General features: G+C 50.6%; 27 protein-coding genes and 1 tRNA gene. 6 read left to right on the forward strand and 22 right to left on the reverse strand.

Annotated features, from left to right (window positions below):
• From RTV33_RS07035 to RTV33_RS07140, 22 genes are all read right to left on the reverse strand, one after another.
• Window positions 1-2,959: S-layer homology domain-containing protein (locus RTV33_RS07035; RefSeq protein ID WP_312642901.1), on the reverse strand; the 2,959-nt coding region annotated here is incomplete at its 3' end.
• A gap of 10 nt (window positions 2,960-2,969) precedes the next feature.
• The gene (locus RTV33_RS07040) at window positions 2,970-3,329 is read right to left on the reverse strand and encodes a SpoVG family protein (RefSeq protein ID WP_312642903.1); all 360 of its coding nucleotides are present in this window, start codon (window positions 3,327-3,329) and stop codon (window positions 2,970-2,972) included.
• A gap of 33 nt (window positions 3,330-3,362) precedes the next feature.
• Window positions 3,363-3,626 carry a DUF6133 family protein gene (locus RTV33_RS07045; RefSeq protein WP_312642905.1) on the reverse strand — a complete coding sequence of 88 codons (264 nt, stop codon included), beginning with the start codon at window positions 3,624-3,626 and terminating at the stop codon, window positions 3,363-3,365.
• Window positions 3,627-3,679: 53 nt separating this feature from the next.
• Window positions 3,680-4,234 (reverse strand): YodL domain-containing protein, encoded by a 555-nt coding sequence (locus tag RTV33_RS07050; RefSeq protein WP_312642907.1) that lies wholly within the window; start codon window positions 4,232-4,234, stop codon window positions 3,680-3,682.
• A gap of 12 nt (window positions 4,235-4,246) precedes the next feature.
• Window positions 4,247-5,008 carry a DUF3849 domain-containing protein gene (locus RTV33_RS07055; protein WP_312642908.1) on the reverse strand — a complete coding sequence of 254 codons (762 nt, stop codon included), beginning with the start codon at window positions 5,006-5,008 and terminating at the stop codon, window positions 4,247-4,249.
• Window positions 4,998-5,570, reverse strand: coding sequence for a hypothetical protein (locus RTV33_RS07060; protein ID WP_312642910.1), 573 nt, complete (start codon window positions 5,568-5,570; stop codon window positions 4,998-5,000). Before RTV33_RS07060 ends, RTV33_RS07055 begins: the two co-directional genes overlap by 11 nt.
• 15 nt (window positions 5,571-5,585) lie before the next feature.
• Entirely contained in the window at window positions 5,586-6,578 is a 993-nt protein-coding gene (locus RTV33_RS07065) for a DUF4240 domain-containing protein (RefSeq protein ID WP_312643093.1), read from the reverse strand.
• 2 nt (window positions 6,579-6,580) lie between these two features.
• Entirely contained in the window at window positions 6,581-7,411 is an 831-nt protein-coding gene (locus RTV33_RS07070) for a DNA adenine methylase (protein WP_312642912.1), read from the reverse strand.
• Between the two features lie 8 nt (window positions 7,412-7,419).
• Window positions 7,420-7,752 carry a hypothetical protein gene (locus RTV33_RS07075; RefSeq protein ID WP_312642914.1) on the reverse strand — a complete coding sequence of 111 codons (333 nt, stop codon included), beginning with the start codon at window positions 7,750-7,752 and terminating at the stop codon, window positions 7,420-7,422.
• 134 nt (window positions 7,753-7,886) lie between these two features.
• The gene (locus RTV33_RS07080; protein WP_312642915.1) at window positions 7,887-8,177 is read right to left on the reverse strand and encodes a hypothetical protein; all 291 of its coding nucleotides are present in this window, start codon (window positions 8,175-8,177) and stop codon (window positions 7,887-7,889) included.
• A gap of 64 nt (window positions 8,178-8,241) precedes the next feature.
• Complete coding sequence (locus RTV33_RS07085) at window positions 8,242-9,276, reverse strand: hypothetical protein (protein WP_312642917.1); 1,035 nt, start codon at window positions 9,274-9,276, stop codon at window positions 8,242-8,244.
• Window positions 9,277-9,283: 7 nt separating this feature from the next.
• Window positions 9,284-10,762, reverse strand: coding sequence for an antirestriction protein ArdA (locus RTV33_RS07090; RefSeq protein ID WP_312642919.1), 1,479 nt, complete (start codon window positions 10,760-10,762; stop codon window positions 9,284-9,286).
• Entirely contained in the window at window positions 10,755-12,164 is a 1,410-nt protein-coding gene (locus tag RTV33_RS07095; RefSeq protein ID WP_312642921.1) for an ankyrin repeat domain-containing protein, read from the reverse strand. Before RTV33_RS07095 ends, RTV33_RS07090 begins: the two co-directional genes overlap by 8 nt.
• Window position 12,165: 1 nt before the next feature.
• Window positions 12,166-12,966 (reverse strand): LPD28 domain-containing protein, encoded by an 801-nt coding sequence (locus tag RTV33_RS07100; RefSeq protein ID WP_312642922.1) that lies wholly within the window; start codon window positions 12,964-12,966, stop codon window positions 12,166-12,168.
• A gap of 38 nt (window positions 12,967-13,004) precedes the next feature.
• Window positions 13,005-13,370: a resolvase gene (locus RTV33_RS07105; protein WP_312642924.1), complete on the reverse strand. Its 366-nt coding sequence runs from the start codon at window positions 13,368-13,370 to the stop codon at window positions 13,005-13,007.
• A gap of 119 nt (window positions 13,371-13,489) precedes the next feature.
• Window positions 13,490-14,101 carry a hypothetical protein gene (locus RTV33_RS07110; protein ID WP_312642926.1) on the reverse strand — a complete coding sequence of 204 codons (612 nt, stop codon included), beginning with the start codon at window positions 14,099-14,101 and terminating at the stop codon, window positions 13,490-13,492.
• Between the two features lie 10 nt (window positions 14,102-14,111).
• A complete protein-coding gene (locus RTV33_RS07115) occupies window positions 14,112-14,714 on the reverse strand; it encodes a hypothetical protein (protein WP_312642928.1) in 603 nt (200 codons plus the stop codon).
• A complete protein-coding gene (locus RTV33_RS07120) occupies window positions 14,711-15,889 on the reverse strand; it encodes an antirestriction protein ArdA (protein ID WP_312642930.1) in 1,179 nt (392 codons plus the stop codon). The genes RTV33_RS07115 and RTV33_RS07120 overlap by 4 nt, the downstream gene beginning before the upstream one ends.
• Before the next feature lie 70 nt (window positions 15,890-15,959).
• Entirely contained in the window at window positions 15,960-17,147 is a 1,188-nt protein-coding gene (locus tag RTV33_RS07125) for a hypothetical protein (RefSeq protein WP_312642932.1), read from the reverse strand.
• A 343-nt stretch (window positions 17,148-17,490) separates the two neighbouring features.
• Entirely contained in the window at window positions 17,491-18,159 is a 669-nt protein-coding gene (locus RTV33_RS07130; protein WP_312642934.1) for a hypothetical protein, read from the reverse strand.
• Window positions 18,160-18,483: 324 nt separating this feature from the next.
• Window positions 18,484-18,560: transfer RNA gene (locus RTV33_RS07135), tRNA-Val, on the reverse strand.
• Between the two features lie 135 nt (window positions 18,561-18,695).
• Window positions 18,696-18,869: a DUF1540 domain-containing protein gene (locus RTV33_RS07140; RefSeq protein ID WP_312642936.1), complete on the reverse strand. Its 174-nt coding sequence runs from the start codon at window positions 18,867-18,869 to the stop codon at window positions 18,696-18,698.
• Window positions 18,870-19,279: 410 nt separating this feature from the next.
• On the opposite strand from RTV33_RS07140, the gene RTV33_RS07145 reads away from it, so the two are divergent.
• The 6 genes from RTV33_RS07145 to RTV33_RS07170 all read left to right on the forward strand — a co-directional run.
• Window positions 19,280-19,537 (forward strand): HPr family phosphocarrier protein, encoded by a 258-nt coding sequence (locus RTV33_RS07145; protein WP_312642938.1) that lies wholly within the window; start codon window positions 19,280-19,282, stop codon window positions 19,535-19,537.
• A gap of 26 nt (window positions 19,538-19,563) precedes the next feature.
• A complete protein-coding gene (gene ptsP / locus RTV33_RS07150) occupies window positions 19,564-21,243 on the forward strand; it encodes a phosphoenolpyruvate--protein phosphotransferase (protein WP_312642939.1) in 1,680 nt (559 codons plus the stop codon).
• Window positions 21,244-21,394: 151 nt separating this feature from the next.
• The gene (locus tag RTV33_RS07155) at window positions 21,395-22,222 is read left to right on the forward strand and encodes a PRD domain-containing protein (protein ID WP_312642941.1); all 828 of its coding nucleotides are present in this window, start codon (window positions 21,395-21,397) and stop codon (window positions 22,220-22,222) included.
• Window positions 22,223-22,280: 58 nt separating this feature from the next.
• Complete coding sequence (locus RTV33_RS07160; protein WP_312642943.1) at window positions 22,281-22,775, forward strand: glucose PTS transporter subunit IIA; 495 nt, start codon at window positions 22,281-22,283, stop codon at window positions 22,773-22,775.
• Window positions 22,776-23,004: 229 nt separating this feature from the next.
• Entirely contained in the window at window positions 23,005-24,456 is a 1,452-nt protein-coding gene (gene nagE / locus RTV33_RS07165) for an N-acetylglucosamine-specific PTS transporter subunit IIBC (protein ID WP_312642944.1), read from the forward strand.
• An 86-nt stretch (window positions 24,457-24,542) separates the two neighbouring features.
• A partial coding sequence (locus RTV33_RS07170) for a copper homeostasis protein CutC (RefSeq protein ID WP_312642946.1) occupies window positions 24,543-25,091 on the forward strand: 549 nt, incomplete at its 3' end.

Raw genomic sequence — 25,091 nt, forward strand, 5'->3', positions numbered from 1 at the left:
CCTTGACGGTGCGGGTGGGCTCGGCTGTCAGGGTAACAGTGGGGGCGGCATTGGTCACGGTGAAAGTTTTCTCGGTCCAGGGAGAATAAGCCCCGGCGATATCCTTTGCCCTGACACGGATGGTGTGAGTACCTGGTGCATAGTAGCCGTCAACCGCAGTGTCCGCATACTCCAAGGTCACCGCATCTCCATCGGGATCTGTGGCATTGGCGGTAATGTTGACAAGGAACTTCCCATCCTTGGCGGTGCGGGTGGGAACAGCCTCTACCACAGGGGCATTCGGCTCCGTGTTGGTTACCGCGATGCGCTCCGAATGGGTGGTGATACGTCCTGCGCTGTCGGTAATAGAAGCCGTCAGGGTAAACTCGCCGGTATCGCGGATGACGATTCTACCACCGTCATTGCCCAGGCTTCCCTGGTACTGTGCGATATTGCCATCCTTTTGCAGTGTCCAGACCACGGCATAGCTGCCGATGTGCTGGACATCCTTTGCGGCTACAGTAAACTCCGCACCGTAGTGAACAGTCTGCGGCATGGTGAATGCGTACTGCACAACCGGCAGGATACGGATGCTTTCGCTGTGGGAATAGTTGCGTTTTTGATAGTCGGTCATGGCTGCGGTGAGGACATACTCGCCGTCGCCCTTAAAGGTAATCTTGCCGCCCTGGGGAGTGAGGTTTCCATCAAACGCCTCGGAGAGTGAAATGCTCTTGCCGTCCTTTGTCACGGACCACTCCACAGGCAGAACATTGTTGTTGCCATGGGTTCTGAGGTCAATGGCGGTATCGGTGTAGGCAAAGGTAGGAAGCTCAAAGCCGATAGTCAGTACGGGAAGCACCTCGCACCTGTCCTTGCTTTCATACAAAAAGACACGGCCGGTATCATCGGTGATTCTCGCTACCAGCTCATAGATGCCTGCTCTTTTGAAGCGGATCGTGCCGCCGTCATTCGAGAGCTTTCCATCCACATAGGTCGGCCAATCTTGAAAACCGAATGTGTTATCCACCAGCCATTCGATGGTGAGGGCATCCAGATCGGCGGCTTCGGTTTTGACCACGATAGCGGTATCGGTATGGGCGTATTTTGGCAGGCCGTAGGTAACGGCAGGTACGGGATAAACCTTGAAGCTCTGCTCATAGCGGTAGTTTCTGCCTCCGTCGTCGGTGAATTCCGCTTTCAGGACATAGCTGCCTTTGGAGCGGAACTTCAGCTCGCCGCCGCTGTTGCCCAGTGTACCCTCCGCCGCATCGGTGAGGGATACCTCCTTGCCGTCATGCAGCAGGGACCATTTGGCGGTATGGCTGCCGATCTCCCCGAACACCGCTTCTACCATCACGGTTTTGTCGGTGTGGAAGATTTCCGGCAGATAAAAGCCTGCGGAACCCACCGGGTAGACGGTGATGTCTGCGGTACCGGCAAACACTCTGCCGGTTGCATCGGTGACGGAAGCGGTCAGGGCGTACACACCTTTTTCCTTGAATCGGATGCTGCCATGGTCAGGATTTCCTTCGATCCATGTGCCGATATCGGCGGATTCGCCGTTTCGGGTCAGGGTGTAGGTCAGCGTGAGCCCATCCGTTTCTTTTGTTTCTGTTTTTAGCGCAACGGTTTTATCGGTATGGGAAACTGCCGGCAGGGTGAGATTCACCTCCGCTACAGGATAGACGGTGATGCCGCTTTGTGCGGTGATTACCTTACCCAGCTCATCTGTGATAGAGGCGGTCAGTTTATACTCACCTTTTTCCTTGAACAGCACTGTGCCGCCGGTAGCAGTCAGCTCTCCGGTGAGGGCTTCGTCTATATCAGCAATGGTCCCATCTTTTTGAAGGGACCACACCACGGAATTGGAGCCAAGATTCTCCGTGGCAAGTTCCACCGGCACAGTCGTGTCGGTATGGGCGGTTTCAGGCAGTGTGAATGCCGCTGTCACCACAGGGTAAATGCTGACCGTCTGCTCATGGGTCACCGTGGAGCCACGGCTGTTTTTTGCTGTGGAAATCAGGGTAATGCTGCCTGTCTGCGTGAATTTCACTTTACCGCCATTTGCGGTCAGCATCCCGTCCACCAGCCCGGAAAGCTCGGCAGGCAGTCCGTTTTTGAGAACTGTCCATGTTACGCCGCTTACATAGCGGCTTTCCGACTTAATCTCAATTTCATCGGCAGTATAGGCGGTTTTGGGCAATGTGAAGCTGAACTGCGGAGCGGGTACATAGGAAGAACCCCCGCCACTGGAGCTGCCTCCACTTGAGCCACCACCGGAGGGTTTATCCTCCGGCTTGGCAGGGACAGTCGGCTTCGGAGGTTCTTCTTTTTTAATCTGTTCCTTTGCTTTCTCCGTATCCACCAGCATTTCAAAGGCTTCCGCACGGGTGGCTTTGCCGTCCGGCTTTACCGTGCCGTCCGGGTAGCCATCCACGATGCCGTACTCTTTCCCAGCGCAAATACTGGATTTATCCCCATCCGTGAGCCCACCGTCATCGGAAAATCCGGTGACACAGGGGCAAGAGGCATCATGGTCGCCCTTGCCGATAGCCCTGACCAGCATACGGATCATCTCCATGCGGGTGATAGGCTCGTCCGGCAGGAACTTTGTGCCGAAATCGTCCTTTTGGATGATTCCCGCAATGATGAGCGCCTCTATATGCTGCGCCGACCAGTGTCCGGCAATGTCAGTGAAGTGAATAGTGACCTCGCTCTCTTTCGGCTCCGGCAGTTCCATGGTTCTGGCAATCAGGGCCGCAAACTCACCTCTGGTGATGATCGCGTCGGGGTGTGCCAGACCATCGGGGTAGCCACTGATGACGCCCTTATCCGTGAGGATTTGGATGGCTTCCTCCGCCCAATGGCCCTTGGCATCCTCAAAATACCGATTTACAGCATAAGCGCTGCCTGCAAAAAGAGAGACAACAAGGCAGGCTGCAAGGATGATTCCGAGCGGTCTTTTCATTTTCTCGTTCATAAGCTACCTCCTACATCCCACCCATGGCAGGCTGGCTTTGCTCCTGCTTGGGTTCGGGAGATTCCTGTTTCTGTGAGGCGGCCTGCCCCTGAGTGAGCGCCTGCTGGTAGGCGCCGAGGACAGCCTTGTCAAATTCCGCTTTGGCTTCCTTGGTGCAAGGGAAGCAGATGTCCTTGTACTCGCCATTTCCGGCTTTGTAGCTGGGCATGGAAATGAACAGTCCCTTGGAACCCTCCATAATCTTGATGCCCCGGACGGCAAAATCGCCGTAGATATTGACCGAGGCGGTGGCCTTGCAGCTTCCCTCCGGGCGGATGGAGTGAATTTTCACATCGTACTTGGGGACAGCCGGTGTTGTATTCTTAGGCATGGTTTTTCCTCCTTCTCAAAATTGCCGGTACAGTTAACCGGCGTAGTTGAACATCTCCTTGATGCGCTGGGTCAGGGTCGGCAGCACAGTTTCCCCGAACAGGGCGTAGAGCCCCGCCAGAAGCAGGGCGCCGATGACAACGGCCAACAGAATCTTAATAGCCGTATCGATGTAACCCTCCCCGGCACTCCCTGAGAGAATATGCCTGCTGCGCAATGTAAGTCTGGCGGCGGTGTCCTTTGCCGCCGTCAGCTTATGAGAAACCGTGGCTTTCATTTTTTTGATAATATGAACCATATTATTTTCCTCCGTTCTACTGATGGAGCATAAAAAAGACAGCCCAAGGCTGCCTACATACTCATGCCCATAGTTTGGATGTGTTCGGGCAGCTCAAATTTGATCTGCCGGAATACCTTGCGGTCTGCATAATAGAACTCGCTGCCGTCAGCGTTGTATAGCTCAATGATGTCTGACATGGAGAGCGGGTTCCCTGAAAAACCGCGAGGCTGCCGTATACTGTACCGCTCATAGATGGTTTCCGGATCATTGGTGTCGAGCTGGCCGTCATAGGCGATGCGGTAATCTTCGGGAGACGGTTCTCCGAACTTCCGCACCATTTCCTCGTAGGGAATGAATTTCATGTGGATATCCACGTCGGGCTTGAGCTGCCAGATGCGGACAGTTTTCAGCGGAGCAGCAGTTTCAATACTGCCCGGCCGTTCCCCGGCAAGGAGCCGCTCCATCACGCCATCCGTCCACTGAGGTTTTAGGGAGCGGCTTTTTAGCCAAGCGGACAGCTCATCGCTTTGAAAGATGCTGTCTACCACTGCTTTTTCTCTTTCTGTATACCCGGCCGGGTTTCCGTAGTAGGAAATGAGGCCGTTTTTCAGGGTAATCCCCGGCATGGTACCGCCTCCTTACTGCATGGTCATCCCTCCCATTTCGGAGGAATCGCCTGCGGTCTGTTCCTGCTCCTGTAGTTCCGCCAGCCTTTCCCTGGCCCAATCGGGCAGATGACTGTCTGCCAGCACACCGGTAAAATCACTCCGGTTCCATCGGGTCTTTTCACCATCTCCTAAGTTGGTAGCATAGACAGCCCTGCCCCTCGAACCGGCATGGGAGCCAAAGCCTCCAGTGCAGAGCCAGAGCTGATTCTGTGGCGTCAGGCATTGTTCCTTGAGGATGCGGGGCGACAGCACTACCACCTTACCTTCAAAGTCCTGCTTCTCCGTATCGGGCAGGCAGTGGATATGGTCAAACATCCCAAGCTTTTGATATGCCTCCCGGTACTGGTTGACAAAGCTATCCAGCGTGGCGGGAGAGCTATTTGCCGCAAATTGACAGCGGCGATCTACTCCGGCGCCATCTCTGTCGGGTGAAATGTAGATCTGCTTTGCCCAATCGTGATTTCCTCTGGAAAAGCGCCCTTCGAAGCCCTTTTGCTGGAGAGAGTTGGCGAGAACATAGGACACCCGGTGGTAGCCATATTCCGCGATGACCGAGGGGGCGCAGTCGGGCTTCAGATGCACTCCGTCAAAGTCGCGGTAGATCGCTTCCTCAATGGCATTCCTACAGGCGACGTTAAGCTTGCGGCTCTCCCGCCAGAGTTCCATCTCCCGCAGCCGCTTAGCTTCCTCGCGGGAGTATGGATAAACATAGGAAAACACCTTATCTGCCATAGACGATTTCCTCCCGAAGGATCAGCTCATCCAGCGCAGCAAGGCACACGCCACTCTGTGCCAGCACCGAAAGGATGCCAGGCGGCACATCGTTGATGTCCTGCTGGATGTCAGCCTCCACCACCGTGATTTCACCGCTGTCCTCATCGGTATAGGCTTCCAGTTTGGCATCGGCCGGAATTCCCGCTTCCTCCAGTAGATAGCCGGGAATGTTGATGTTCTGACTCTCATCCAATAGATCCCGGCAGAGGGAGCAGTCTGCTACCCACCGGTCGGGGCTGTTATCGCTGCGGCATTCCGTACCAGCTTCCGACCTTTCATCGTCACAGTTGTTGCAAAGCCCGCAGGCTCCGGCCAAGTGAACCATCAAATCGCTTGCAAGTTCACTGAGTACCGTGATAACATTGGCAAGCTCCAGCGCCGTCAGTTCACCCTTGTGAATGACACATACGCCCTCGGCCGCAGTCACCGCAAGGGACTCGGCATCGGTAAAACCGCAACGCTGCTGAACAGCCAAAGGAATTTGCAGTGCCTGCTCGGTTTTTTTCTGATTTGTTTTCATTGGGTGCGTTCCTCCTTAAAATGTTTGCCCCGTGATCGGGGTGTCTGATTGTTCCTGCGTTTCACGCAGTTCCTCCTGTTCACGGATAAAATCATCAAATGACTGCATTTCTTCCGGTGTCAGGCTGTACTTTTGCATTTCCAGTGCAGTGAGCAGGGCATGGGCCACGCCGACCTCCTGCTGGAGGCGCATCAGCTCGGTTGAATCCATTGGACGGCTCCCGGTGGTCTGGATGTTCACGTCAAAGTGTATCCGGTAGAGATTTGCCTTAAAGTCCGTTTCTCTGCGCATATTAATGGCGAGGTACGCATCACTACTGGATTCGGGATAAATAAAGGAGCCGCAGCTATAGCTTTTAAAGCGGCTGCCGGTCATGCTCTCAATTAAGCGGGCGGCGCTTTTCAGTTTTTCCAAATCGGTCAGAAGGAGCATTCTCCCTGGTCCCTCGCTGTAGGTGAAGCATAATCTTTCCGTCGGCTCTAAGTGCTTGGCACACAGGTTCGGCAAATGCTCTCTTATATGGGCGCCATCGACTTCGTGCGGGTAGTATTCAAGCTCCGCACGGATATCCTCCACTTGATTTTTTGTAAGAAGATTTACCTTCATCTCAGCATAGACGTCATCCTTACAGATGCCCTTGTAAGCGTCATAGGCCACATATCCATACAATTCAAACCTTGTGCTTTTCGGAATCTCCATACCCGCAAGACTGTCGGGGTCTTTGAGCGCCGCCAGATAGACCTCCTTGCCCCTGGAAATGAGCCATGCGCGGAAATCCAAGAAACCGTCATCCGACATATAATCGTTGAGAACGCAGGAGGCCGCGAACACGCCGCTGGTGTCTGCCAGAACCCTGTAACACCGCAAATAATTGGCCCACACAGCGATTTCCTGCGGACTGTAATCCTGCAGCTTTTCCTGAGTCACGCGAAGCACGCCCTCCAAATCGGAGCCACTCACCTCGCTGTTAACCGAGTCAATGATGTGCCAAAAGGTGTTTTTGTCCATGTTCAATCTATGAAACCTCCTTCACCGAATAAATTTAACTGCATCGGACTATCCCGCATCCGTTCCTGCATATCGTAGTTGGCAATGAGGATTTCAGGAAACTGCGCCCCATTGTCATACCTTTGCTTGATGTTGTTGATGCGGGTATAGGAGTCAATTTGGATACCTGGCGCATCATATAACTCCCGGATAAAGCTGCAGTCATTGTAGGACAGCAGGAACTTACCCTCAATCCGAAGCAGTGCATCCCGCAGACGGATGTGGTCTTTCTCCGTGAAACCGTCCTCGCCCACGTTTTTGTAATAGCTTTCGGTTTCAAAATACGGCGGGTCGCAGTAGAAAAAGCTGACAGGGCGGTCATACTGCCCGATGAGCTTCTCAAAGTCCTTGTTTTCGATGACCACCTTGGCAAGCCGCCTGTGGGCTTGCTCAATCAACGGAAAGTTGGACCACATATCATGTGGCTGGCTGCCGTAGCTTGTCAGCCCCGAGGCGTAGCTGTAGCGGATGAGCTGATAAAACCAAGCTGCTCTCTGCACATCCGAGGCAGGACTGTCACGAGCCAGTGTGTTTTTAATAAGATCAAAATCTGCACGGGCGTTCAGGATGTAACGCAGTGCCTTCGTGAGTTCCTTCGGCTTATCCCGCACGCAGCGGTACAGGTTAACCAAAAGACCGTTGAAATCGTTGTACACCTCAAAGTCATTGCCGGGGAACTTGTGAAACAGGACCCAGCCGGCCCCGCCGAATACCTCAATGTATCTTTCGTAGTAGATGGGGAACAGAGTGACAATCAGCTCACGCAAGGATTTTTTGCCACCGATCCACGACATAAAACTGTTCAGGAGTCATCACCTCCCTCCAGCGGCAGGCGTATCTGCGTATCGTCAAACGCCGCGAGGGAACGCCTGAGACCTGTGATAGCAGCGCTGATCCCGCTGATGCGGTTTCTCATATGCCGAATGGTCAGGCGCACTTCCGTTTCGGTTTTTGCGTAGAAATACCCGCTTTGGTCACTGGCAACGGGGATACCTTCACGGCGCAGGGCATTAACAAGGTCGCGCAGCTCCTTGCCGGAGATGTGCAGTGCGTATTCCAGCTCCCTGCTTGTAACAGCATTTCCCGCGCCGTGATGATAGCGGTGCAGATACTTTGCAAGTTGCTCCTTGAGCATCTTTGCCTCCTTTCCGGCCGTTTCCCCGGAAAGGTAAGGCAAAAAAGGGCATAAAAAAACAGGGCCGCCTCCTGTTTGGGGAAACGGCCCTGTTTGGTGTTGGGTCTAAAAAAGCACAGACATCATTGCCTGTGCTACTTGATTACGCCAAGCTCTCTTAAAACTGTCACGCAGTCCTTGGCGCCCTGGATGTACAAATACTGCTGGGTCTTAGCCTCTACTTCTGTATTTACAGAGAGATATTCGTCAATCAGCTTTTTATCTTCCTGCAAGATTGTAGGACTGTTCTGAATGGCTTCGCTGATTTCAATGAGCCGTGTGATCAGCTTTTCGGTTTGTGGCTGCTCCTGACGCATAGATGCATACGATAATTGGAAGCGTTCCGCAAGCGCCATATCCAATAAATCCAAGAGTTCTTCGTCCAATTGCCTCACCTCCTTCAAGTACAACACAATGCCACAGGTTGATGGAAATAGCTATACCAAGAAGCTATAGACTGTGGTCGAGGATTTGCCCTTGTGTCTGGGGCTCCTTGCTGAACTCACGAATAAATCCTTTTTCGTTTCTGGCAATATAACCGTCCTCGCAGGGCTGCAGATTGAGAGCTTCGATCTCAGCTTTGCAGTATCCGGCATAGTCGAAGTACATCCCTATTGGAGAGGATGGATGTACAAGACCACGTTTTTGTGCCAAATCCCTGCCGAACTTTTCCCAATGCTGCTCGGAGGGGATAAAGTCGTAGCAGTCAAGGTTTTGGGAGATGTCCAGCGCCTCATCCAGCCGGGTGCAACCCTCCAGCTCCATGGCTGCCTGAAACCGCTCATGGAAGAAGGACATACCCTGTCCCTGTTCCGCCAGAACATAGCCGAGATTGTTCCCAGCCCGAATCAGTTCCTCCAGGGATTCATATTGATTGGCAATGTCCGTAATATTGTCAAGGCAGCATTCTGCCTCCAGCAAAACCGCACGGCTCCATTTTGTGATCCCCAACTCACTCATTGCAACCGACAGCTCATCTGGTTCGCCGGTGCTGATCTCATAGTCGGGCAGCCTTACCCATAAGCCTGCCGATTGGATGCCGGAGGCTACTTTTATTCGCACACTGGCGCTCTCACCAGTCAGCTGTTCCAGATTTTTGCCGGTGTAGACTTCATGGTCGGCATAGTGGCGTTCCACATAACCGCCGGATACGAACACCCCGCCGTTTTTCTCCCGAATGTCGCGTCCCCACTGGTTCAGGTCAATGAAGAGAAGCTGATCAGGCGTGGCCTGATGCTGGTATGTGGCGATATATTTTCCGAGAGTTGCATCGTCCTTTACCCCATAATAAAGGGTGAAGCTGTCGAGCTGCTCGGTGAGGTTGATGAGATCGGCGGCGGTTTCGATAGACACAAACTGAGAAGAGCCTTCTAAGAGAAGATGCTCCCGGATTGACATTTTAGCAAACCGCTCACCGAGAAATGCCATTTCTGCAGCGGTACCGGGCAGCTTCTTCCATGGATAGGGATACGGATAGTCGTTCATACTGGTTTCACCTCATTTCCATATGCTGATCAGGGCGCCCAAGGCATTGTTCCACAGTCATCCCGTTCTCTGAAAGAAGGATACCATAATCCGTGTCTACCGCTCCCTGCGCCTCCATCAGCTTCTGACCGTAGCTGTAGAGGTTCCTGCTGTTGATCAGCTCGTCCTTCAGCGGAATATCGTGTTTCATAATCTCGGCTTGGGCGTACTCCAATGGGGATGGGATTTCCCGTTGGAGCCGGAAGTCCACAGCCTGTCCCGCAAGATCCACCGCCTCGTCCAGCGTAAGGTCTTTGGGGGCAGCCTCCAGCATTGCCTTATAGACGGGGAGCCGCCCCTCAAGTTCGAGCTTGTGAAGCTGCTCGGCAAAAGCAGCGACTACGGTAATATCGCCATCGCATTCCTCCAGCTCATTGCTGATGAGTTCACAAATCTGCGGGGCGGCGCAATCTTCCACATGGAAGGCACATTCCCGAAAGGATGCCGCACCCACAGCCTCTGCCGCCTGAGATATCGCCTCATCGTCAGCAGGGAGCCCCAGCTGTACGCAGAGGGCGTTGTCGTATGCGGGATCGTTAAAATATCCCTTTCTGACCGACAGCAAAATAGTATAGTCGGGCTTCTCCGGCAGAGCAGCCTCACCGCTCTGGTAGGTTCTTGCGATCTCGCCATTCTGGATCACATAGCCATGAGGGGTAAAAACGCCGCCCTCGCCCTCACGCATCTCCTTGCCAATTTTAGCATAATCCAGCCAAGGGAATATCCTTCCAGACAGGGTTTCCAGCTCCGGCACAAAGTCATTGTCAGCATAAAACTTACCGAGGGACTGGTCATCATGAGCTTCGTAGGCAATCTGACAATGCTCCATACTGTGGGTCATGTTGATGAGGCGGTCAATGGCGATAGGGGCGTGTTGGGTTTGGAGGGTATCCATCATGACCATTCCCTCGAAGCAGTCCAGCTCCCATTGACTCAGGGAGGATAAGCGCTCGGCCAGATGATTCAGCTCATACAGATTCGTATTTGAACTGATAAACTGCGGCAGATAGTCCAGCTCGCAATTTATGATCTCCGAGGAATAGATGACACGTTCATCGGTGATTCGGGCCTTGTCCATCGCATCCAATATCTCATATGGCTCGGCAGGCAGCGTGAGCGTAGAAGAAGTATACGCACCGAGTGAACCGGGGCGGGCAATTTCTACTTCAAAAATTTCGCCCTTCTTCATACCGGATTCATCTTGGTAAGGAGGCTGGAGGGTATCCCAACCAAACATCGCTCCATGATGCATCATCTTTACCTGCTCGGGTGTAACGCCGTGCCTCTCGTTGTAGCTGTTGACGATCTCCCGATTTGCCTTTTTATTTTCTGTGTTGAGTTCGAAGCGTCTGAATCCTGATTTTCCATATTCAATGCTCATGATTTCGCCATTCGCATTTATGAATAGACACTGTTCCGGAAACCGGCTTCTTGATTTTTTATCCAAGCGTCATTCCTCCCATCTGCTGATCTTCACTCCGCACTGAATCAGAACCCTCAAAATTCTGCTTCCAGCTATCGTACAACGTTTCAAACGCCTTATCATTGGTAAGGGGATAATTATGGGCATTTGCTTTGGTCCAATCGGCGTAATGGCCGAAATCCATGCCGCGCTCCAGCAGCATTTGCGCCGCTTGTGTATTACCCGTGTTGATACAAGCGTGAAGCGCCCCGTAATTGTGGGCATCAATCTCCATGCCCTGCTCCAGCAGATGCGTGACCGCCCAATGACTCCGCTGAAAAGCGCGGATCACATCAGTAGCAGCCTTGTCCGCGTGAATGCCTTTCTTCACCAGCTCAGAGGCGGTGGTATAATCATCCCTTAAGGCCGCCTGATGGAGCAGCCGGGGGGAGGCGTCGCCAATCTGTTCGGGCGTGGACTGCTTCAGCAGCGCCTTGGCAATATGGACTTTTTCATCGTATGCGTAGGAGATCACATCGCCGTAATACGTCCTGGGAAGATCAGTGACGCAGTTTTCTGCCAGTTCATAAAACAGACGCACCTTTTCGCCATCGCCTGTATCGACAGCGCGTTTGCTCGCTGTAAGGTACTGCTCTCCGGTCAGGCTTTTTGCGTCGGAAAGCAGAACCGTCGTCATCTTTCTGCCTACCGCACCCGGTCTGCCCGCAGCAAGGGGCAGCAACTCGGCAATTTCATCCGGAACTTTTGAGTACGCCATCTGAAACGCGGTCAGATCGCCGTCCTCAATGGCCAGCACCGCCATGTCGGAGTCACTGATTTTCAGAGGTCGCTGACCCACCTCGTTGACAAACTCCGTGATGCTCCCCGTCACACGGCGCAGGAGTTGTTCCACGCCGCTGAATTCTTCTTCCAGCCTGCCGCGACGCTCTACAAGGCTGTCAATCAGCAGCCGCTGTTCCTCACCATTCAGGTGCATCACCACGCCGCTGGGACTTTGTGCCTCTCCGAGCCGAATATATCTGGCGTAGGTACCGCCGTCACCGTTGAACGCCTTGGTGATGGCGGAGGCGGTGAGATACATGCGGTCCAGATCGCTTCCGGTTTCTCCGAGGGTTTTGCCGGTGATGAACCCCTTCGTGACGCTTTCCTTTTTCTGCTGATCAAACCATTTCAGATAAACATCCAGATAGACGCCCTCACTGCCGCCGTAGTCGACGGTACAGAAAAATCCAGCACCTTCCGGTATCTCCTTGCCATCTTTCCACTCATCGTTCATCAGAAAGTATTCATCGGGCAGATAGCCGGTGCTTTCGAGGTGATGCTGAAGCTCTGCAAAAACCTCTTGCGCCGTGCGCTGGCCGACACGCCGGACAGTACCCGGCTTATCGGGGTTGGCTTCCCATATATCAAAATCAATTGTTTTCAAGCTACATGCCTCCCATCTCCATACCCTGTTCAGGTGTGTCCTGCTCCACCATATTCATTTTCTGTACCTGCATATCAAAGGCGGTCAGATAGGCGTGGTAGTCGCCCTGGCCGGGACTGCAGCGTAGGCAGTACCGATATCGCTCCGTTTCGATCATATAGCCGTAATTCTGCCGCCAGCCGCCGCCTATTTCCCCGTGGTGCCCGGCACAGTAGCTGTGCATGGCACTGAGATCCTTCAGCGGTCCGGTTTCCCGCAGCTCGTTTACCAGCTCGGCCAGTTCGTCTTTGAATTCGGGGCTGTTCAGTGCCTCTTCACCTCGCGGCCACCATGTATGCCAGAATTCCTTCCCACCGCTGCCGAAGTCGATGCGAACATGACCGATGGCGCCCAACTCCGCATCCTGTTCTTTTGGAGGGGCAAAAAAAAGACCCGCCTCATCGGGAGAGGCAGGCCGCAGTGTAAATTTGGGCTCATCGGGGGCGAGGGTGATGCTGTGTTCCTCGCAGAACTCCGCAAGGCTCATGCTTTCTCCGAGAAAATTGAGCTTGCCCTGCAACCTGCGGTAACCCGCCTTGGGAATGGTGACCGGCGCCGGCGTCAAAACCGCTCCGGCATGATTGACACCAACCTGATTTTCTACGGTTACCGGCTTGCCGGGATCATAGTCGGAACCACGCAAATCATAGCAGGAAAATCCTTTCGGCACGGTAAAACGGTCAATGCGGGAGTTGGTGAAAAGTGCAGGCTTTCCAAAAAGCTCCACGTGTTCATATTCTTCTTCTCTGGCGTTAACGCTCATATTGACACCTCCATGATAAAAAACAGCAGGGTTTCTGCCTACATACCCATTTCCATACTGTTTTGCATTTCAAAGTATGCCTCCACCTCCGCATCCGTAGCAACAGGGAACTCCTGCGGCTCCGTTTCACCCAACTGCATGGGGATAAGGTGCGGCAGAATCTGCTGTAAAAACTCCTGATCCGGGCAGCGGTCGATAAACTCGCCCATCGTGTTCAGGATTAGATTGTCCATGGTATCGGTGAGAATGATCTCCCTTGCATCGCTGTGCTGCATGATGAAGTTGGCGATGTTGGAGGGAGAGCGCTCAAACCAGTATTCGCTTCGATATCCCTCATAGGGATAGACATACCCCCTGATTAGATTGTGACGCTCAAACATTTCCGCGATTTCTTTGTCTGTCATGACCTGTTCTCCTTTCAATGAATTAGGTACTGTTCCGCATCAATCACACAGAATACCATCCGGTGTGCGGAATAGCTATCCCATAAATCAATAAACCGGCGTCCGGCTTATGATGGAGGCTATACAAAAACCGCCCCATCACACCATTTTTTCATGGCATTGTACAGCAGATGCACTTTGGTCCGGTCGGTTACGCTGCGCCATCCTGATGGCTTAATCTGCCGGAGACCATACTGGTGCTCGCCCTCAAAGTATGCGAGGATTCCGATGTCGTCCGGTATCTCATGGGCGATTTTAGAGGCGAGAGACTTCGGAACGCAGTAGTAATTTTCATTTCCGTGGAAGTTGTGCCCGTTTGCACTCCTGAAATCCGAGTAAGTGATTTTAACCTCGAAGCAAGTCACCATCATGCCTACTTTCCAGTTATGGCACCGCAGGACACAGCCATGGCATTTCCGGTCATTCTTATCTGTACCGCCATCACGGAAACACTTTCCGGGCTGATGCATATGTGCAGTGGCACACTGGTCTCTCTCGGAAAACCGCTCCGCATCCAGAAGCCGACAGAGGTATTCCTCATTCTCGTAATAGTCTTCAAACCGGATGCTGTCCACAATTCCCGTGGGCGTCCAGACCTCGTCCGCCCACCGAATGGTTCTCTTGTCGGTGTTCAGCTTTGGCCGGTAATGGTGGGTGAGGGCCTTGATCCGCTTTGTCAAATCCGTTTCCACCGTTCACCCCTCATCCCATCTCCATGCCGCCAAGTATCTGCTTATCCTGGTGGGCGTCGACAATGTCCTGCAACGCCTGTTCCGCGCTGTCACGCCTGAGAACATATCCCCCGGTCGCATAAGCGCCGCCGTGATTGGCGTAATACTCAATGCCGATTCTTGTATAGTCCAGATAGGGCTGGACACTCTCGTCAAAGGCCATCACGCCTGTTTCCACAAGGTACGCTCCCAGCTCACGGTCGGTATTCACCCCGGAGAGCAGCAGGTACTGGTCCAGCCGCTCTCCAATGGCGATGACATCATCCAAACTGTTCACAGACTCGGCGTTCAAAGCGCCTTCAAAGATATAGCACTGGTCACGGTCTAAGTTGCCTGTGAGTTCAGCGATTCGATTCAGCTTTTTGAACTCTCCGGAATTGTTTACATCCGCTTTTTTCAGATACTGCCCAATGCCCCATACATTGCTAACCGCCCCGACAATACGGGTAGAGGCAACGTCATCGCTGATGTTGTCCAGAGCCGCCCACGCCTCACCAATTTCTGCGGGACTGGTCGGCAGCGGCAGATACACACCCTCATAATCATCAGCGCGAGTCAAATGAAGTGTAATCATAGCTGCATACCTCCCATCTCCATATCCATGCGCTCGGTTTCGCTTCCCGCCATTACTTCTTCAATGGAAATAAAGCCGTGATAGCTGATGTATCCATTTTCGGTAAACCGGCCGTATTCTCCGGCCATGCGCTGTTTACCATATTCTTTGAAATCGATGTATTCTTCCAGATTTTCGTCAAACTCGTAATGGCCGGAGTCAATGATCATGTCCCTGCCATATTCTTCTGGGGTGGAGATGCCTGGGATAAAGTCAAAAAGGTCGAGCTGGCTTAGAAGGTTAGACGCCTGGGCAATGCTGGTAGGGGACGCCATTTGCAACGCTGCCTCCGCTTTCTGGCGGTAGCCGGTGTCCAGTTTCTGATAATGGATGCATAGCCTGTTCAGCTCATACAGGCTTTCTTCCGTGCCTATCAGGTTCGTGAGCACACCAGGCAGCTCACTGTCAACATACGCCAGCCGCATATGTTCCTCAGAAATGCCCGCACGCAGCAGAGCGCGTTCAATTTGGCAATCCTCCATGGGCAGGTAAAGCCATGCAATGTCCGTGGTATCGTCCGAGAGGCTATCATCAATTACTGCTATAGCAAGCAGAGTATCCCCGCTGTACCGATAGTCCGGAAAATATAGCCCGTCATAGCAAAGCTCCAGTTCCATATCGTTTTCATACACCACACCGTAGGGCGTGACGGTTCCTTCCTCATTGAGCAGAAGGGAAAGAGCTGTTTTCTGGAAGTCCACCGTACTCAGATCATCCTCGGTCAGCCCACCGTTCAGGTTCATATAGTGCATTCGTCCAACAGTTGTCAAATCGGTGAAATCCTGCACCACCGTGACCTCCTGACAGGAAAAGGTCAGGTTGATGAAATCCGTCATATTGGAATAGTCCTTGCTGACAGCGGTGCCCTGAAATTGAGCGCGCTCGTATTTATCGAAGCTTTCCAGCCGTTTTGCGAGGTAGTCCAGCTCATCCACATTGATTTCAGTTTCCTCTAACCGCTTTAGGATGGGATAATCCCCGCTAATCTCTTTGACAAAGCAATCCCGCACGGCAATGCTGCCAAGTCCTATGGCTTGGAGGCTTTCATATATGCCGGCATAATCCGCTATGGGAAAGCAGACAGGGACTGGCGGCAGGTCCGGCCGCTGACGGTTTGATAATAAAGCCTGTATCATCTTTTCTCCGCCTTTCTTCTATTTATTGTACTACTGCCTCACGAGGCAAAACGGGACAGGTGAAGTGCGATCATAGCTTCATTCCTCCCATCTCCATACTCTGCACATCCTTTTGGCGGAGCAGTTCCTCCACAGCGGGGGTGCAGCCCCGGTATGCGATGTAGCCGTAATCGGTAAAGCTACCGTTTTCATTTTGAACGCAGCGTTCTCCGTACCCTTTGAAATCGATGTATTCCTCCAGATTTTCATCAAAAATGAATTCACCTGTGGAGTCCATAGTCTTGTATGCACCATACTCCATGGGTGTTGTGAGTCCAGGTATCACAGTAAATTCATAGAAGTTATCCGCCAGCACCGCTACATCCTGTGGCGTTTTAGGCTGAACCATTTCCACAATGGCGTGAAAATCACCCCGTGCCTGTTTATCAAATCCCATATAGCTCCTTGCAAGGCTATTCAGCGTGTACAGATGTTCAGACAGTGGATATTCCTCCGTGAAGAGCCGACAGAACTGTTCGCTCATGCCTTCGCATTCCAGATGAGTGGCACAGGGATGAGGGGATTCGAGCCCCAGCCGATTTACCGCCTTTTCTATCTCTACCTCCCAGCAGGGCAGATAGAGATATTCATATTTGATCCCACCGTGGTAATCGCCGGATTCCAGGATAACGGTCGCCGCATCACCGCTGCGCCAGTTGTATTCGGGAAACTGTTCACCGTTATATACCTGCTCCGGTGTGTTGCCGGTAGGATACAAAACACCATAGGGGGTGACAGCGCCCTTATTGTTGCCCAGGAGCCTTCTGCCAATGGCTGCAAAGTCCATGTTTTTCATCTCATTTGCCGGGATCGCCATTCGGCGGCAGAGTTCATATCTCTGTCCGATGGTGGAAATATCGGAGAAGTCGGAAACGAGCGCATAGCAGTGGAGGTTGAAGGTAAGGTTTATAAGGTCTTTGACCTCTGTCATATTTTCGTGTTCCGCAGCAGCATAGAAGGTATTCAGCTCATTCTTATCAAAGCTGTCCATCCTCTTGGCGAGGTACTGAACCTCATCGGCATTGACCAGCGTTCCCGCCAGGGCCTGCCAACCTCCGTGATCATTCTGAACCTCATCGACCAGGCACAGTTTTTCGGTTGTGATGCCGACGCCGAGTTCCTTCATCTTTTCCTGCAAATCCGGTTCAGAAGCAGGGAATTCAATGGACACCGTCCGGTAGGAGGGGGCATCATGCCTTCGCATCTTTATTTTCAGCACCGACTTTCCCCCTTTCTTTCTTTCGATGGATTTTCTCCATATCGGTTCTGAGGCAATTTCCTTCGGAGCTGTAACATACAAATCCGTGGGAGGGATAGGGGCAGTTACCGCAGCTTTTGAAAGGGCCGCGGGGCCGTTCAATTGGTGGTATCCTGCCAGCCGTCACGAGTGAGTCCGAATCGTAACAGGCGCTTCTCTTGTTTTTCTTGTACCGTATGAGCATGGTTCTCCTTTCCGAAAACGCAAAAAGAGCCGGAGAATAGAGACGTTTGCACGCCCCGGTTCTCCGGCTCTTGTATGTTCTCTTTTCTGTTATTAATGGATATAAAAAAGGGGCGCCACTTTACATGGACTGTTCCTGGGCAGTTTCAGGATCGATCTGTTGAAGCGATGCGATTTGTTCCCTGACATCCGGCAACAAGTCCTCGATCTGATTCTGGATACCGATGAGGTTTTTCTGGTCTGCCTGTGTCAGATCATACCCGGCGTCAAAAGTATCATTGATACTCTGGTAGATATCAAGAAGCTGGGCATCAGAAAAAAGGCGCTGTTTTTCAATCAAGCCGGAACGGATGGCAAAATCCGCTTTTGCAGCCGCATAGCCATCCAAATAATACTCTCCGCTCAGTACGCCTGTACCTTCGTAGTCCCGCCGCCATGTGGCAAACATATATCCGTATTCGGTTTTCCTGCCGGCAAAAACGGCACCGTTGAACTCTGCCAGCAGCCGGAAGTCCTCATCCAGTGCCGTGGCTTTCAAGAGTGGCGCCTTTTCTATCGCAGTCAGGTATTCACGGACTTCTTTGGAAAAGGGCGCTACCTTATGATATAGCTCGGCTGCTTCGGGAGAGCGGATGTCATCGGGGAAGATGCACATATCCCCACTGGGTTCCACATGGCAGGCAGACTGACCGTTTATCAGGATTGGCAGTGCGTTTCTTTCCGGCGGCGCAGTTTCAATATCATGCATTGCAAGGACACGGGAAAGCTCTGTGAAAAACTTCTTGATCATATGGATTTCCTCCTGTTCTGATGGTGAAACGCAAAAAGGGCGCTGAATTCAATCGGCTTTTCATCAGCCGTAAAATCAGCGCCCTTTGGCGGTTTCGTTTATTCAATTGATTTGTTTTTGGGCAGCGCCCTTTTTAACTTTGCTGTCCTCTCAAAAAGGGCGCCACAATTCATTTATCTGCTTGCGGGTTTGAGTCCTGTCAGAGTGAAGCTGTTACCCCAATAAATCTACAAAAAAAGGGCTTCCACTTTTCACAGTGAAAGCCCTCGAAAGGCTCGGATTTACTGGCTTTGTAAGCAATAAATCTTTTTTACCTTTTGTTTTTGGTGGACACGGTGGGGCTCGAACCCACGACCTCCTGCGTGTGAAGCAGGCACTCTAACCAGCTGAGCTACGCCTCCAATTTTTAGTACCTAAACAGTATAGCACATCATAACCGTATTGTTCAATATCTATTTTAAAATTTTTAGCAGATTACAAAAAGCAGTCGGAGCATCTTTAAAAGATACTCCGACTGCTTGAGGAACAAAATGAAATTATTTTTTCAGTTCAAAAGATTTGCAGTCGGTGCACTGATCCATAGTCGGATTGGTTTCATGAGTACCGATTGTAACGACGTCTAGCGAACAGTAGTTTTTGTCGGAGCAGTGATAGTTGCATTGCTGCACAGTGCATTTGATACTTTCGTTTGCACGGCAATTATTATTCATAACAATACCTCCTTTTTTAAGATTGTACTAATATCATTCCCCACGCTAATATATTTATCACAAAGAAAATTCAGTTTGTTTTGCTTATAATGCAGCAATAAAAACAAAATAAGGTTGATAATATTAAATTTTGCTAAGAAGTTTTCGATAGAATAAAGAATGCTGTTATTGCGTAAATTGTTTCAACCTATTATGAATAGTGCTTAAAAATAGTAGATTGTTGTTGTACTTATTAACAAATTGCAACAAAACTATTGACAAATTATTCCTAAAATATTATCATAGAAACAGAAACAAAATAAAGAAATGTTACTGATTCGATCAGGCATAAACTTTCAACGAAGAATTTGTCTTTAATGAGGGTTTGTGCCTTTTTGTTTTGACCAAAATAATGATAAAGGAGTATGTTTATGAAAAAGTTTGAGTATACAATAAAAGATGCTCTGGGTTTACACGCAAGGCCGGCCGGTTTATTGGTGAAATGTGCATCAGGCTATAAATCTGCGGTAACACTAACAAGGGGTGACAAAAGCGGAGACGCAAAACGTCTGTTTGCGGTGATGGGGCTTGCAGTAAAATGCGGTGACGTTATTTCCATTGCAGTTGATGGCGAAGATGAGGATGCTGCTTACCAAGGAATCAAAGCGTTCTGCGAAAGTAACCTTTAGAATTTACGATAGGAGAGAGGGCCTTAATGGAAATCTTGAAGGGTGTAGGCGCTTCCAAGGGCATTGCAATTGGCCGGTTGCTGTTTTACACCGCGAGCCCTTATAAAGTGGAAAAGAAAAATGTGGAGGATACCGTCGCCGAGCAGCAGCGCTTTGAGGAGGCAAGGCAAAAGGCAATTGACAGCCTCAACCGCATCTATGAAAAGGCGCTGCTTGAAATCGGTGAAGAAGACTCATTGATTTTTCAGATCCACGCAATGATGCTTGATGACCTCGACTATGTAGAGAACATCACCGGCTTAATTGCAAACGAAAAGGTTAATGCTGAGTATGCAGTAAGCGAGACCGCAAAGCAGTTTGCAGCAATGTTTTCCTCCATGGATGATGAATATATGAAGCAGCGCAGCGCCGACGTTTTTGACGTTTCGAAATCGTTAGTGCGTGAACTTGCCAGCATTAAGGAGCAAAGCTTGGACGATATCACCGGTCAGGTGATTGTTGCTGCAGATGACCTGATGCCCAGTGAGACCGTACAGCTTGACAAAAGCAAGGTGCTCGCGTTTGTCACCCGCAGCGGTTCAAAGATATCACATTCCGCTATTTTGGCCAGAACCATGGGAATTCCTGCGGTTGTGGGCTTGGACAATGCGTTTGACAGCCTGACTGACGAGGGTAGCGTGATTGTGGATGGCTTTACGGGAAGTATCTATGTAGAGCCCGATTGTGAAACGATGGAGCAGTTTACGCAGCGGCGCGAGGAATATCTTTTGTCGCGTAAAAAGCTTCTGGAACTGAAAGACAAGCCCAGCGAAACGCTGGACGGCATAAAAATCGAGATCAATGCAAATATTGGGCACCCCAGCGATATCACACTGGTGCAGGAAAACGGCGCCGAGGGCATCGGGCTGTTCCGCAGCGAGTTTTTATACATGGATAGCGATGATTTTCCCACCGAGGATACCCAGTTTGCAGTTTACAAAGAGATTCTCACACGCATGAAGGGCCAGCGCGTGATTGTACGTACACTCGATCTTGGCGCCGACAAGCATGTCCCTTACTTTAACATCTCCAATGAGGATAACCCTGCGATGGGCTACCGTGCAATTCGCATCTGCCTGACGCGCCCTGAAATTTTTATCACGCAGCTTCGCGCTTTGCTTCGCGCCTCGGTTTACGGCCGGCTCGCCATTATGGTACCGATGGTTACCTCACTGGATGAGGTGCTAAAAACCAAAGAGATTATCGAAGCGGTCAAGGCGCAGCTAAAGGTTGAGGGAATTGAGTATGCCGATCATTTTGAATTTGGAATTATGATAGAAACCCCGGCAGCGGTTATGATCAGCGATATTCTGGCGCAGCATGTAGATTTCTTCAGCATTGGAACAAACGATTTGACCCAGTACACATTGGCGGTAGACAGAATGAACCATACCATCTCTCACCTGTACGACCCGCGTCATTTGGCTGTGCTGCGCATGATGAAGCTGACCGTAGAAAACGGCAAAAAACATGGCATATGGACCGGAATCTGCGGAGAATCTGCGGCAGACCTTGAACTGATTCCCACGTTTTTAGCAATGGGTGTGGAAGAGCTTTCGGTTACACCGACGGCGGTACTGGACGTAAGACAAAAGGTTTGTGAAACGAATCTAAATGAATGCAGAGCGGATATTCTGCAGCGCTTAGACAGCGGTATTTCCCGATAGGTTCTAAATGAACGGGATTCTAGCATTTTCAGCTGAAAATAAGGGGCAGTACCGCCAAAGAGGTACTGCTCCATACGGATAGGATAATTCTTGATACGAATTTTAAAATGTAAAAAAGACATCTGGGGGCATGTGACCGGAGGTTTCAACAATGAATTATAAGGCAGTTAAGGTTTTCAACAATAACGTGATACTTGCTGAGGAGGAAGACGGAAAACAAGTTGTACTCATCAGCAAGGGAATAGGATTTGGCGTAAAAAAAGGTGAGCAGATCACGGCTGAAGGCGATGACAAGAAGGTGTTTTACATTCTGGATGAAAACGTCAATGCCGGGGAGATCAAGCGCCTCAGCTACGATATTGAAAAGGTGGAGCAGGTGACGCAGGGAATCGTGCAGATTGCCCGTGAAAAACTGGATATCACCAGCGAAAAGCTGTATGACGCCTTGTATGACCATATCTCGTTTGCAATTGAACGCCTGAAGATGGGTTTACCCATTGACAATCCATTTATTGGTGAAATATCCATAATGTGCAACAAAGAATATGAAGTAGCGGAAAACGCTGCAAGTCTTATTAAAGAGCAGATGGATGTGGATATTGGCGACGCAGAAAAGGGGTTTATCGCCCTGCATCTTTACTCGGCGCGCCGAAACAAACACATTAATGTGGCAATGAAAAGTGCGCGGGTGTTCAAGCAGGCAGTAATCATGGTAGAAAACCGCTTTAACCGCACCTTCAATACCAATTCCTCGGCTTGTAAAAGCTTTTTAATGTCGCTGAACCGCTTAGTGGATGTTAGTGCGAAGCAGAAACCGCTTGAAATGCCAATCAAGCAGCATGTTAAACTTTATATGTACGAATATGACGAAGTTGCGCAGGCAATCGCACGGATGATTAAAAGTGAGCTTGGTGTTGAATTCAGCGAGGATGCAAAGGCATTTTTGGCGGTAAATATTTGCAAGTTCATACAGATGTAAACCGTCGGCAGAGATGGAGACAAAAGAAGATACAAAGTTAAAATGAGGAGAAATACCCATGGGATTTTTCGATAAAATTTTTGGTGGAAGCAAAGAAGAACGGAACATAATTTTGTCCCCTGTTGAGGGTGAAGTTGTTCCCTTAACGCAGGTGAGCGACCCCACCTTCGGTGACGAAATATTAGGCAAGGGAGCTGCGATTCGGCCTGCAAAGGGCAGAGTGGTCTCTCCGGTAGACGGTACCATTTCTCTGATGTTTAGCACAGGGCATGCGGTAAGTATTGTATCAGATTTGGGAACAGAAATTTTGATTCATGTGGGGCTTGATACTGTCAAGCTGGAAGGAAGGTTTTACAAAACCTACGCAAAAGACGGTGATAAGATTAAGGCGGGTGACCTGCTGATTGAATTTGATATGGATGCGATTGTGCAGGAGGGCTATGACATTATTACACCGGTTGTAATTTGTAACACATCTGACTATGCGCAGGTTGAAGTAATCAGCGGCAAAAAAGTACAGGAACTGAATGAAATCATCATACTCAAAAAATAGCAACTTGCTCATGGCAACGGCAATAATTTAGAATCCAAGTTGTAATTTGCAAGGCAAGTTGAGGCAGCCAGCGACAAAGAAGTACAGAAATCATCATACTCAAAATATAACAATTGATTTACCCATAACAACCGCAGTAATTTAGAACCTAAGCCTGGGGGGGATAGGTTCTAAATATAAACAGGTGCAGCCCAGAGGCTGTACAAGACAAAAAGAGGAGGGTAATTCTATGATGAAGTATCTGCAAAAACTCGGAAGATCCTTGATGCTCCCTGTGGCATGTCTGCCCATCGCCGGTATCTTAATGGGTATCGGTTATTGGATCGACCCGATCGGCTGGGGCGCAAATAACGTGGCTGCGCTGTTCTTAATCAAAGCAGGCGCTGCGCTGATCGACAACATGGCAATTCTGTTTACCATCGGTGTTTCCATTGGTATGGCCGACGACCGCGACGGAACCTCGGCGCTGGCCGGTATCGTTTCTTGGTTAATGGTTCAGACCCTTCTGGCACCCGGCGTTGTGGCTATTATCACTGGCGCAGAAGCAAACGCGGCTTTTGGTAAAATCAACAACCAGTTTATTGGTATTCTCTGCGGTTTGATCGGTGCTCTATGCTACAACCGCTTTAAAAATACCAAGCTGCCCGATGCCCTGGCGTTCTTTAGCGGCAAACGTTCTGTGGCTATCGTTACCGGATTGGTTACTATTTTTGTATCGGCCATTCTGTTCTTTATTTGGCCGGTAGTTTACACAGCACTGGTCACTTTTGGTAAGGCAATTCTCGTAACAGGCCCAATCGGCGCGGGCATCTATGCTTTCTTCAACCGCCTGCTCATTCCCGTCGGCCTGCACCACGCGCTCAACTCGGTATTCTGGTTTGACGTGGCAAACATCAACGACCTTGGCAGATTCTGGGGTACCGCAGCCGAAGCAGGTGTGAAAGGTGTAACCGGCCAGTACATGGTTGGCTTCTTCCCGGTTATGATGTTCGGTCTGCCCGGTGCAGCCCTTGCTATGTATCACACCGCAAAAACCAACAAAAAGAAGATTGCAGCGGGCTTACTTGGTGCAGCAGCTCTTTGTTCGTTCTTAACCGGTGTAACCGAGCCTTTGGAGTTTGCATTTATGTTCCTTGCTCCGGCTCTTTACGTTGTACATGCCGCATTGACAGGTATTTCCGCAGCTATCTGCGCAATGCTTCCTGTCAGAGCAGGCTTCAACTTCAGTGCGGGCTTTATTGACTGGGTCCTCAGCTTCAAGGCTCCTATGGCAGTAAATCCGTGGCTGATTATTCCTATTGGTCTCGCGTTCTTCGTTATTTACTATGTGCTGTTCCGTTTCATCATCACCAAATTTAATCTCAAAACCCCTGGTAGAGAAGATGATGATGCTGACGAAGCAGAAAAATCCTACAAGCTTTCCAATACCAATTATGCCGCGGTAGCTGCTATTATTTTGGAAGGCCTTGGCGGCAGAGATAACATTACATCTGTTGACAACTGCATTACCAGATTAAGGCTGGAAGTAAAAGATTATACAAAGGTTGACGAAAAGAAAATTAAGTCCTCCGGCGTATCGGGAATTATCAGACCCAGCAAGACAAGCGTACAGGTTATCGTAGGTACACAGGTGCAATTTGTGGCCGACGAATTTGAAGCGCTGATTGCAGTAAAACAATAAACCTACACAGCAAGGGATGGGCGGATATCTGCCCATCCTTTTGCTTTTTCGAAAAATACGCGATACAAACTGAAAGAGAGGATAAGATGAAACATAGTATTACCGTAGAAATTTGCTGCGGCTCACTGGAGGATTGCAAAACAGCGCAGAGTGTGGGCGCAGATAGTATCGAATTGATTACGGCTCATCTGCTGGGTGGACTAACACCCTCGGCAGGCTTGTTGTACAAGGTGAAAGAGCAGGTAAACCTGCCTGTTAATGCTATTGTACGTCCGCGCGCTGCAGGCTTTTGCTACAGCGACGAGGATTTTGAGGTGATACGCTGTGATGCAAAGCAGTTTGCGCATCTCGGTGCAGATGGTATTGTATTCGGCTTTTTGCTGCCTGACGGCAGCTTGGACTATGAGCGCTGTGCACGGTTTATAGAGTGTATTGGAGATTGCACCCCTGTATTTCACCGTGCTATTGATGTGGTAAAGGATATGCCCGGTACGGCTGAGCGTCTGATTAGCCTTGGTGTAAAGCGTATTCTCACCAGCGGGGGAAGAGAAAATGCACTTGCGGGGGCGTCTGCCATTTGTGAGTTGGTACAGCAATGCGGCGATCGTATTCAGATTATGGCAGGCGGCGGTATT

The sequence above is a fragment of the Hydrogenoanaerobacterium sp. genome (genome assembly GCF_032017025.1).
Lineage (GTDB): Bacteria > Bacillota > Clostridia > Oscillospirales > Ruminococcaceae > Hydrogenoanaerobacterium.

Bases quoted from the DNA above. Each gene is read 5' to 3' on its own strand.
- RTV33_RS07085 (WP_312642917.1), bottom strand. From the start codon at position 9,276: ATGAACGACTATCCGTATCCCTATCCATGGAAGAAGCTGCCCGGTACC.
- RTV33_RS07045 (WP_312642905.1), bottom strand. From the start codon at position 3,626: ATGGTTCATATTATCAAAAAAATGAAAGCCACGGTTTCTCATAAGCTG.
- RTV33_RS07115 (WP_312642928.1), bottom strand. From the start codon at position 14,714: ATGATTACACTTCATTTGACTCGCGCTGATGATTATGAGGGTGTGTAT.
- RTV33_RS07055 (WP_312642908.1), bottom strand. From the start codon at position 5,008: ATGGCAGATAAGGTGTTTTCCTATGTTTATCCATACTCCCGCGAGGAA.
- RTV33_RS07065 (WP_312643093.1), bottom strand. From the start codon at position 6,578: ATGGACAAAAACACCTTTTGGCACATCATTGACTCGGTTAACAGCGAG.
- RTV33_RS07040 (WP_312642903.1), bottom strand. From the start codon at position 3,329: ATGCCTAAGAATACAACACCGGCTGTCCCCAAGTACGATGTGAAAATT.
- RTV33_RS07120 (WP_312642930.1), bottom strand. From the start codon at position 15,889: ATGATACAGGCTTTATTATCAAACCGTCAGCGGCCGGACCTGCCGCCA.
- RTV33_RS07075 (WP_312642914.1), bottom strand. From the start codon at position 7,752: ATGCTCAAGGAGCAACTTGCAAAGTATCTGCACCGCTATCATCACGGC.
- RTV33_RS07145 (WP_312642938.1), top strand. From the start codon at position 19,280: ATGAAAAAGTTTGAGTATACAATAAAAGATGCTCTGGGTTTACACGCA.
- RTV33_RS07050 (WP_312642907.1), bottom strand. From the start codon at position 4,234: ATGCCGGGGATTACCCTGAAAAACGGCCTCATTTCCTACTACGGAAAC.
- RTV33_RS07070 (WP_312642912.1), bottom strand. From the start codon at position 7,411: ATGTCGTGGATCGGTGGCAAAAAATCCTTGCGTGAGCTGATTGTCACT.
- RTV33_RS07105 (WP_312642924.1), bottom strand. From the start codon at position 13,370: ATGACAGACAAAGAAATCGCGGAAATGTTTGAGCGTCACAATCTAATC.
- RTV33_RS07160 (WP_312642943.1), top strand. From the start codon at position 22,281: ATGGGATTTTTCGATAAAATTTTTGGTGGAAGCAAAGAAGAACGGAAC.
- nagE (WP_312642944.1), top strand. From the start codon at position 23,005: ATGATGAAGTATCTGCAAAAACTCGGAAGATCCTTGATGCTCCCTGTG.
- RTV33_RS07130 (WP_312642934.1), bottom strand. From the start codon at position 18,159: ATGATCAAGAAGTTTTTCACAGAGCTTTCCCGTGTCCTTGCAATGCAT.
- RTV33_RS07155 (WP_312642941.1), top strand. From the start codon at position 21,395: ATGAATTATAAGGCAGTTAAGGTTTTCAACAATAACGTGATACTTGCT.
- RTV33_RS07100 (WP_312642922.1), bottom strand. From the start codon at position 12,966: ATGAGCGTTAACGCCAGAGAAGAAGAATATGAACACGTGGAGCTTTTT.
- ptsP (WP_312642939.1), top strand. From the start codon at position 19,564: ATGGAAATCTTGAAGGGTGTAGGCGCTTCCAAGGGCATTGCAATTGGC.
- RTV33_RS07060 (WP_312642910.1), bottom strand. From the start codon at position 5,570: ATGAAAACAAATCAGAAAAAAACCGAGCAGGCACTGCAAATTCCTTTG.
- RTV33_RS07140 (WP_312642936.1), bottom strand. From the start codon at position 18,869: ATGAATAATAATTGCCGTGCAAACGAAAGTATCAAATGCACTGTGCAG.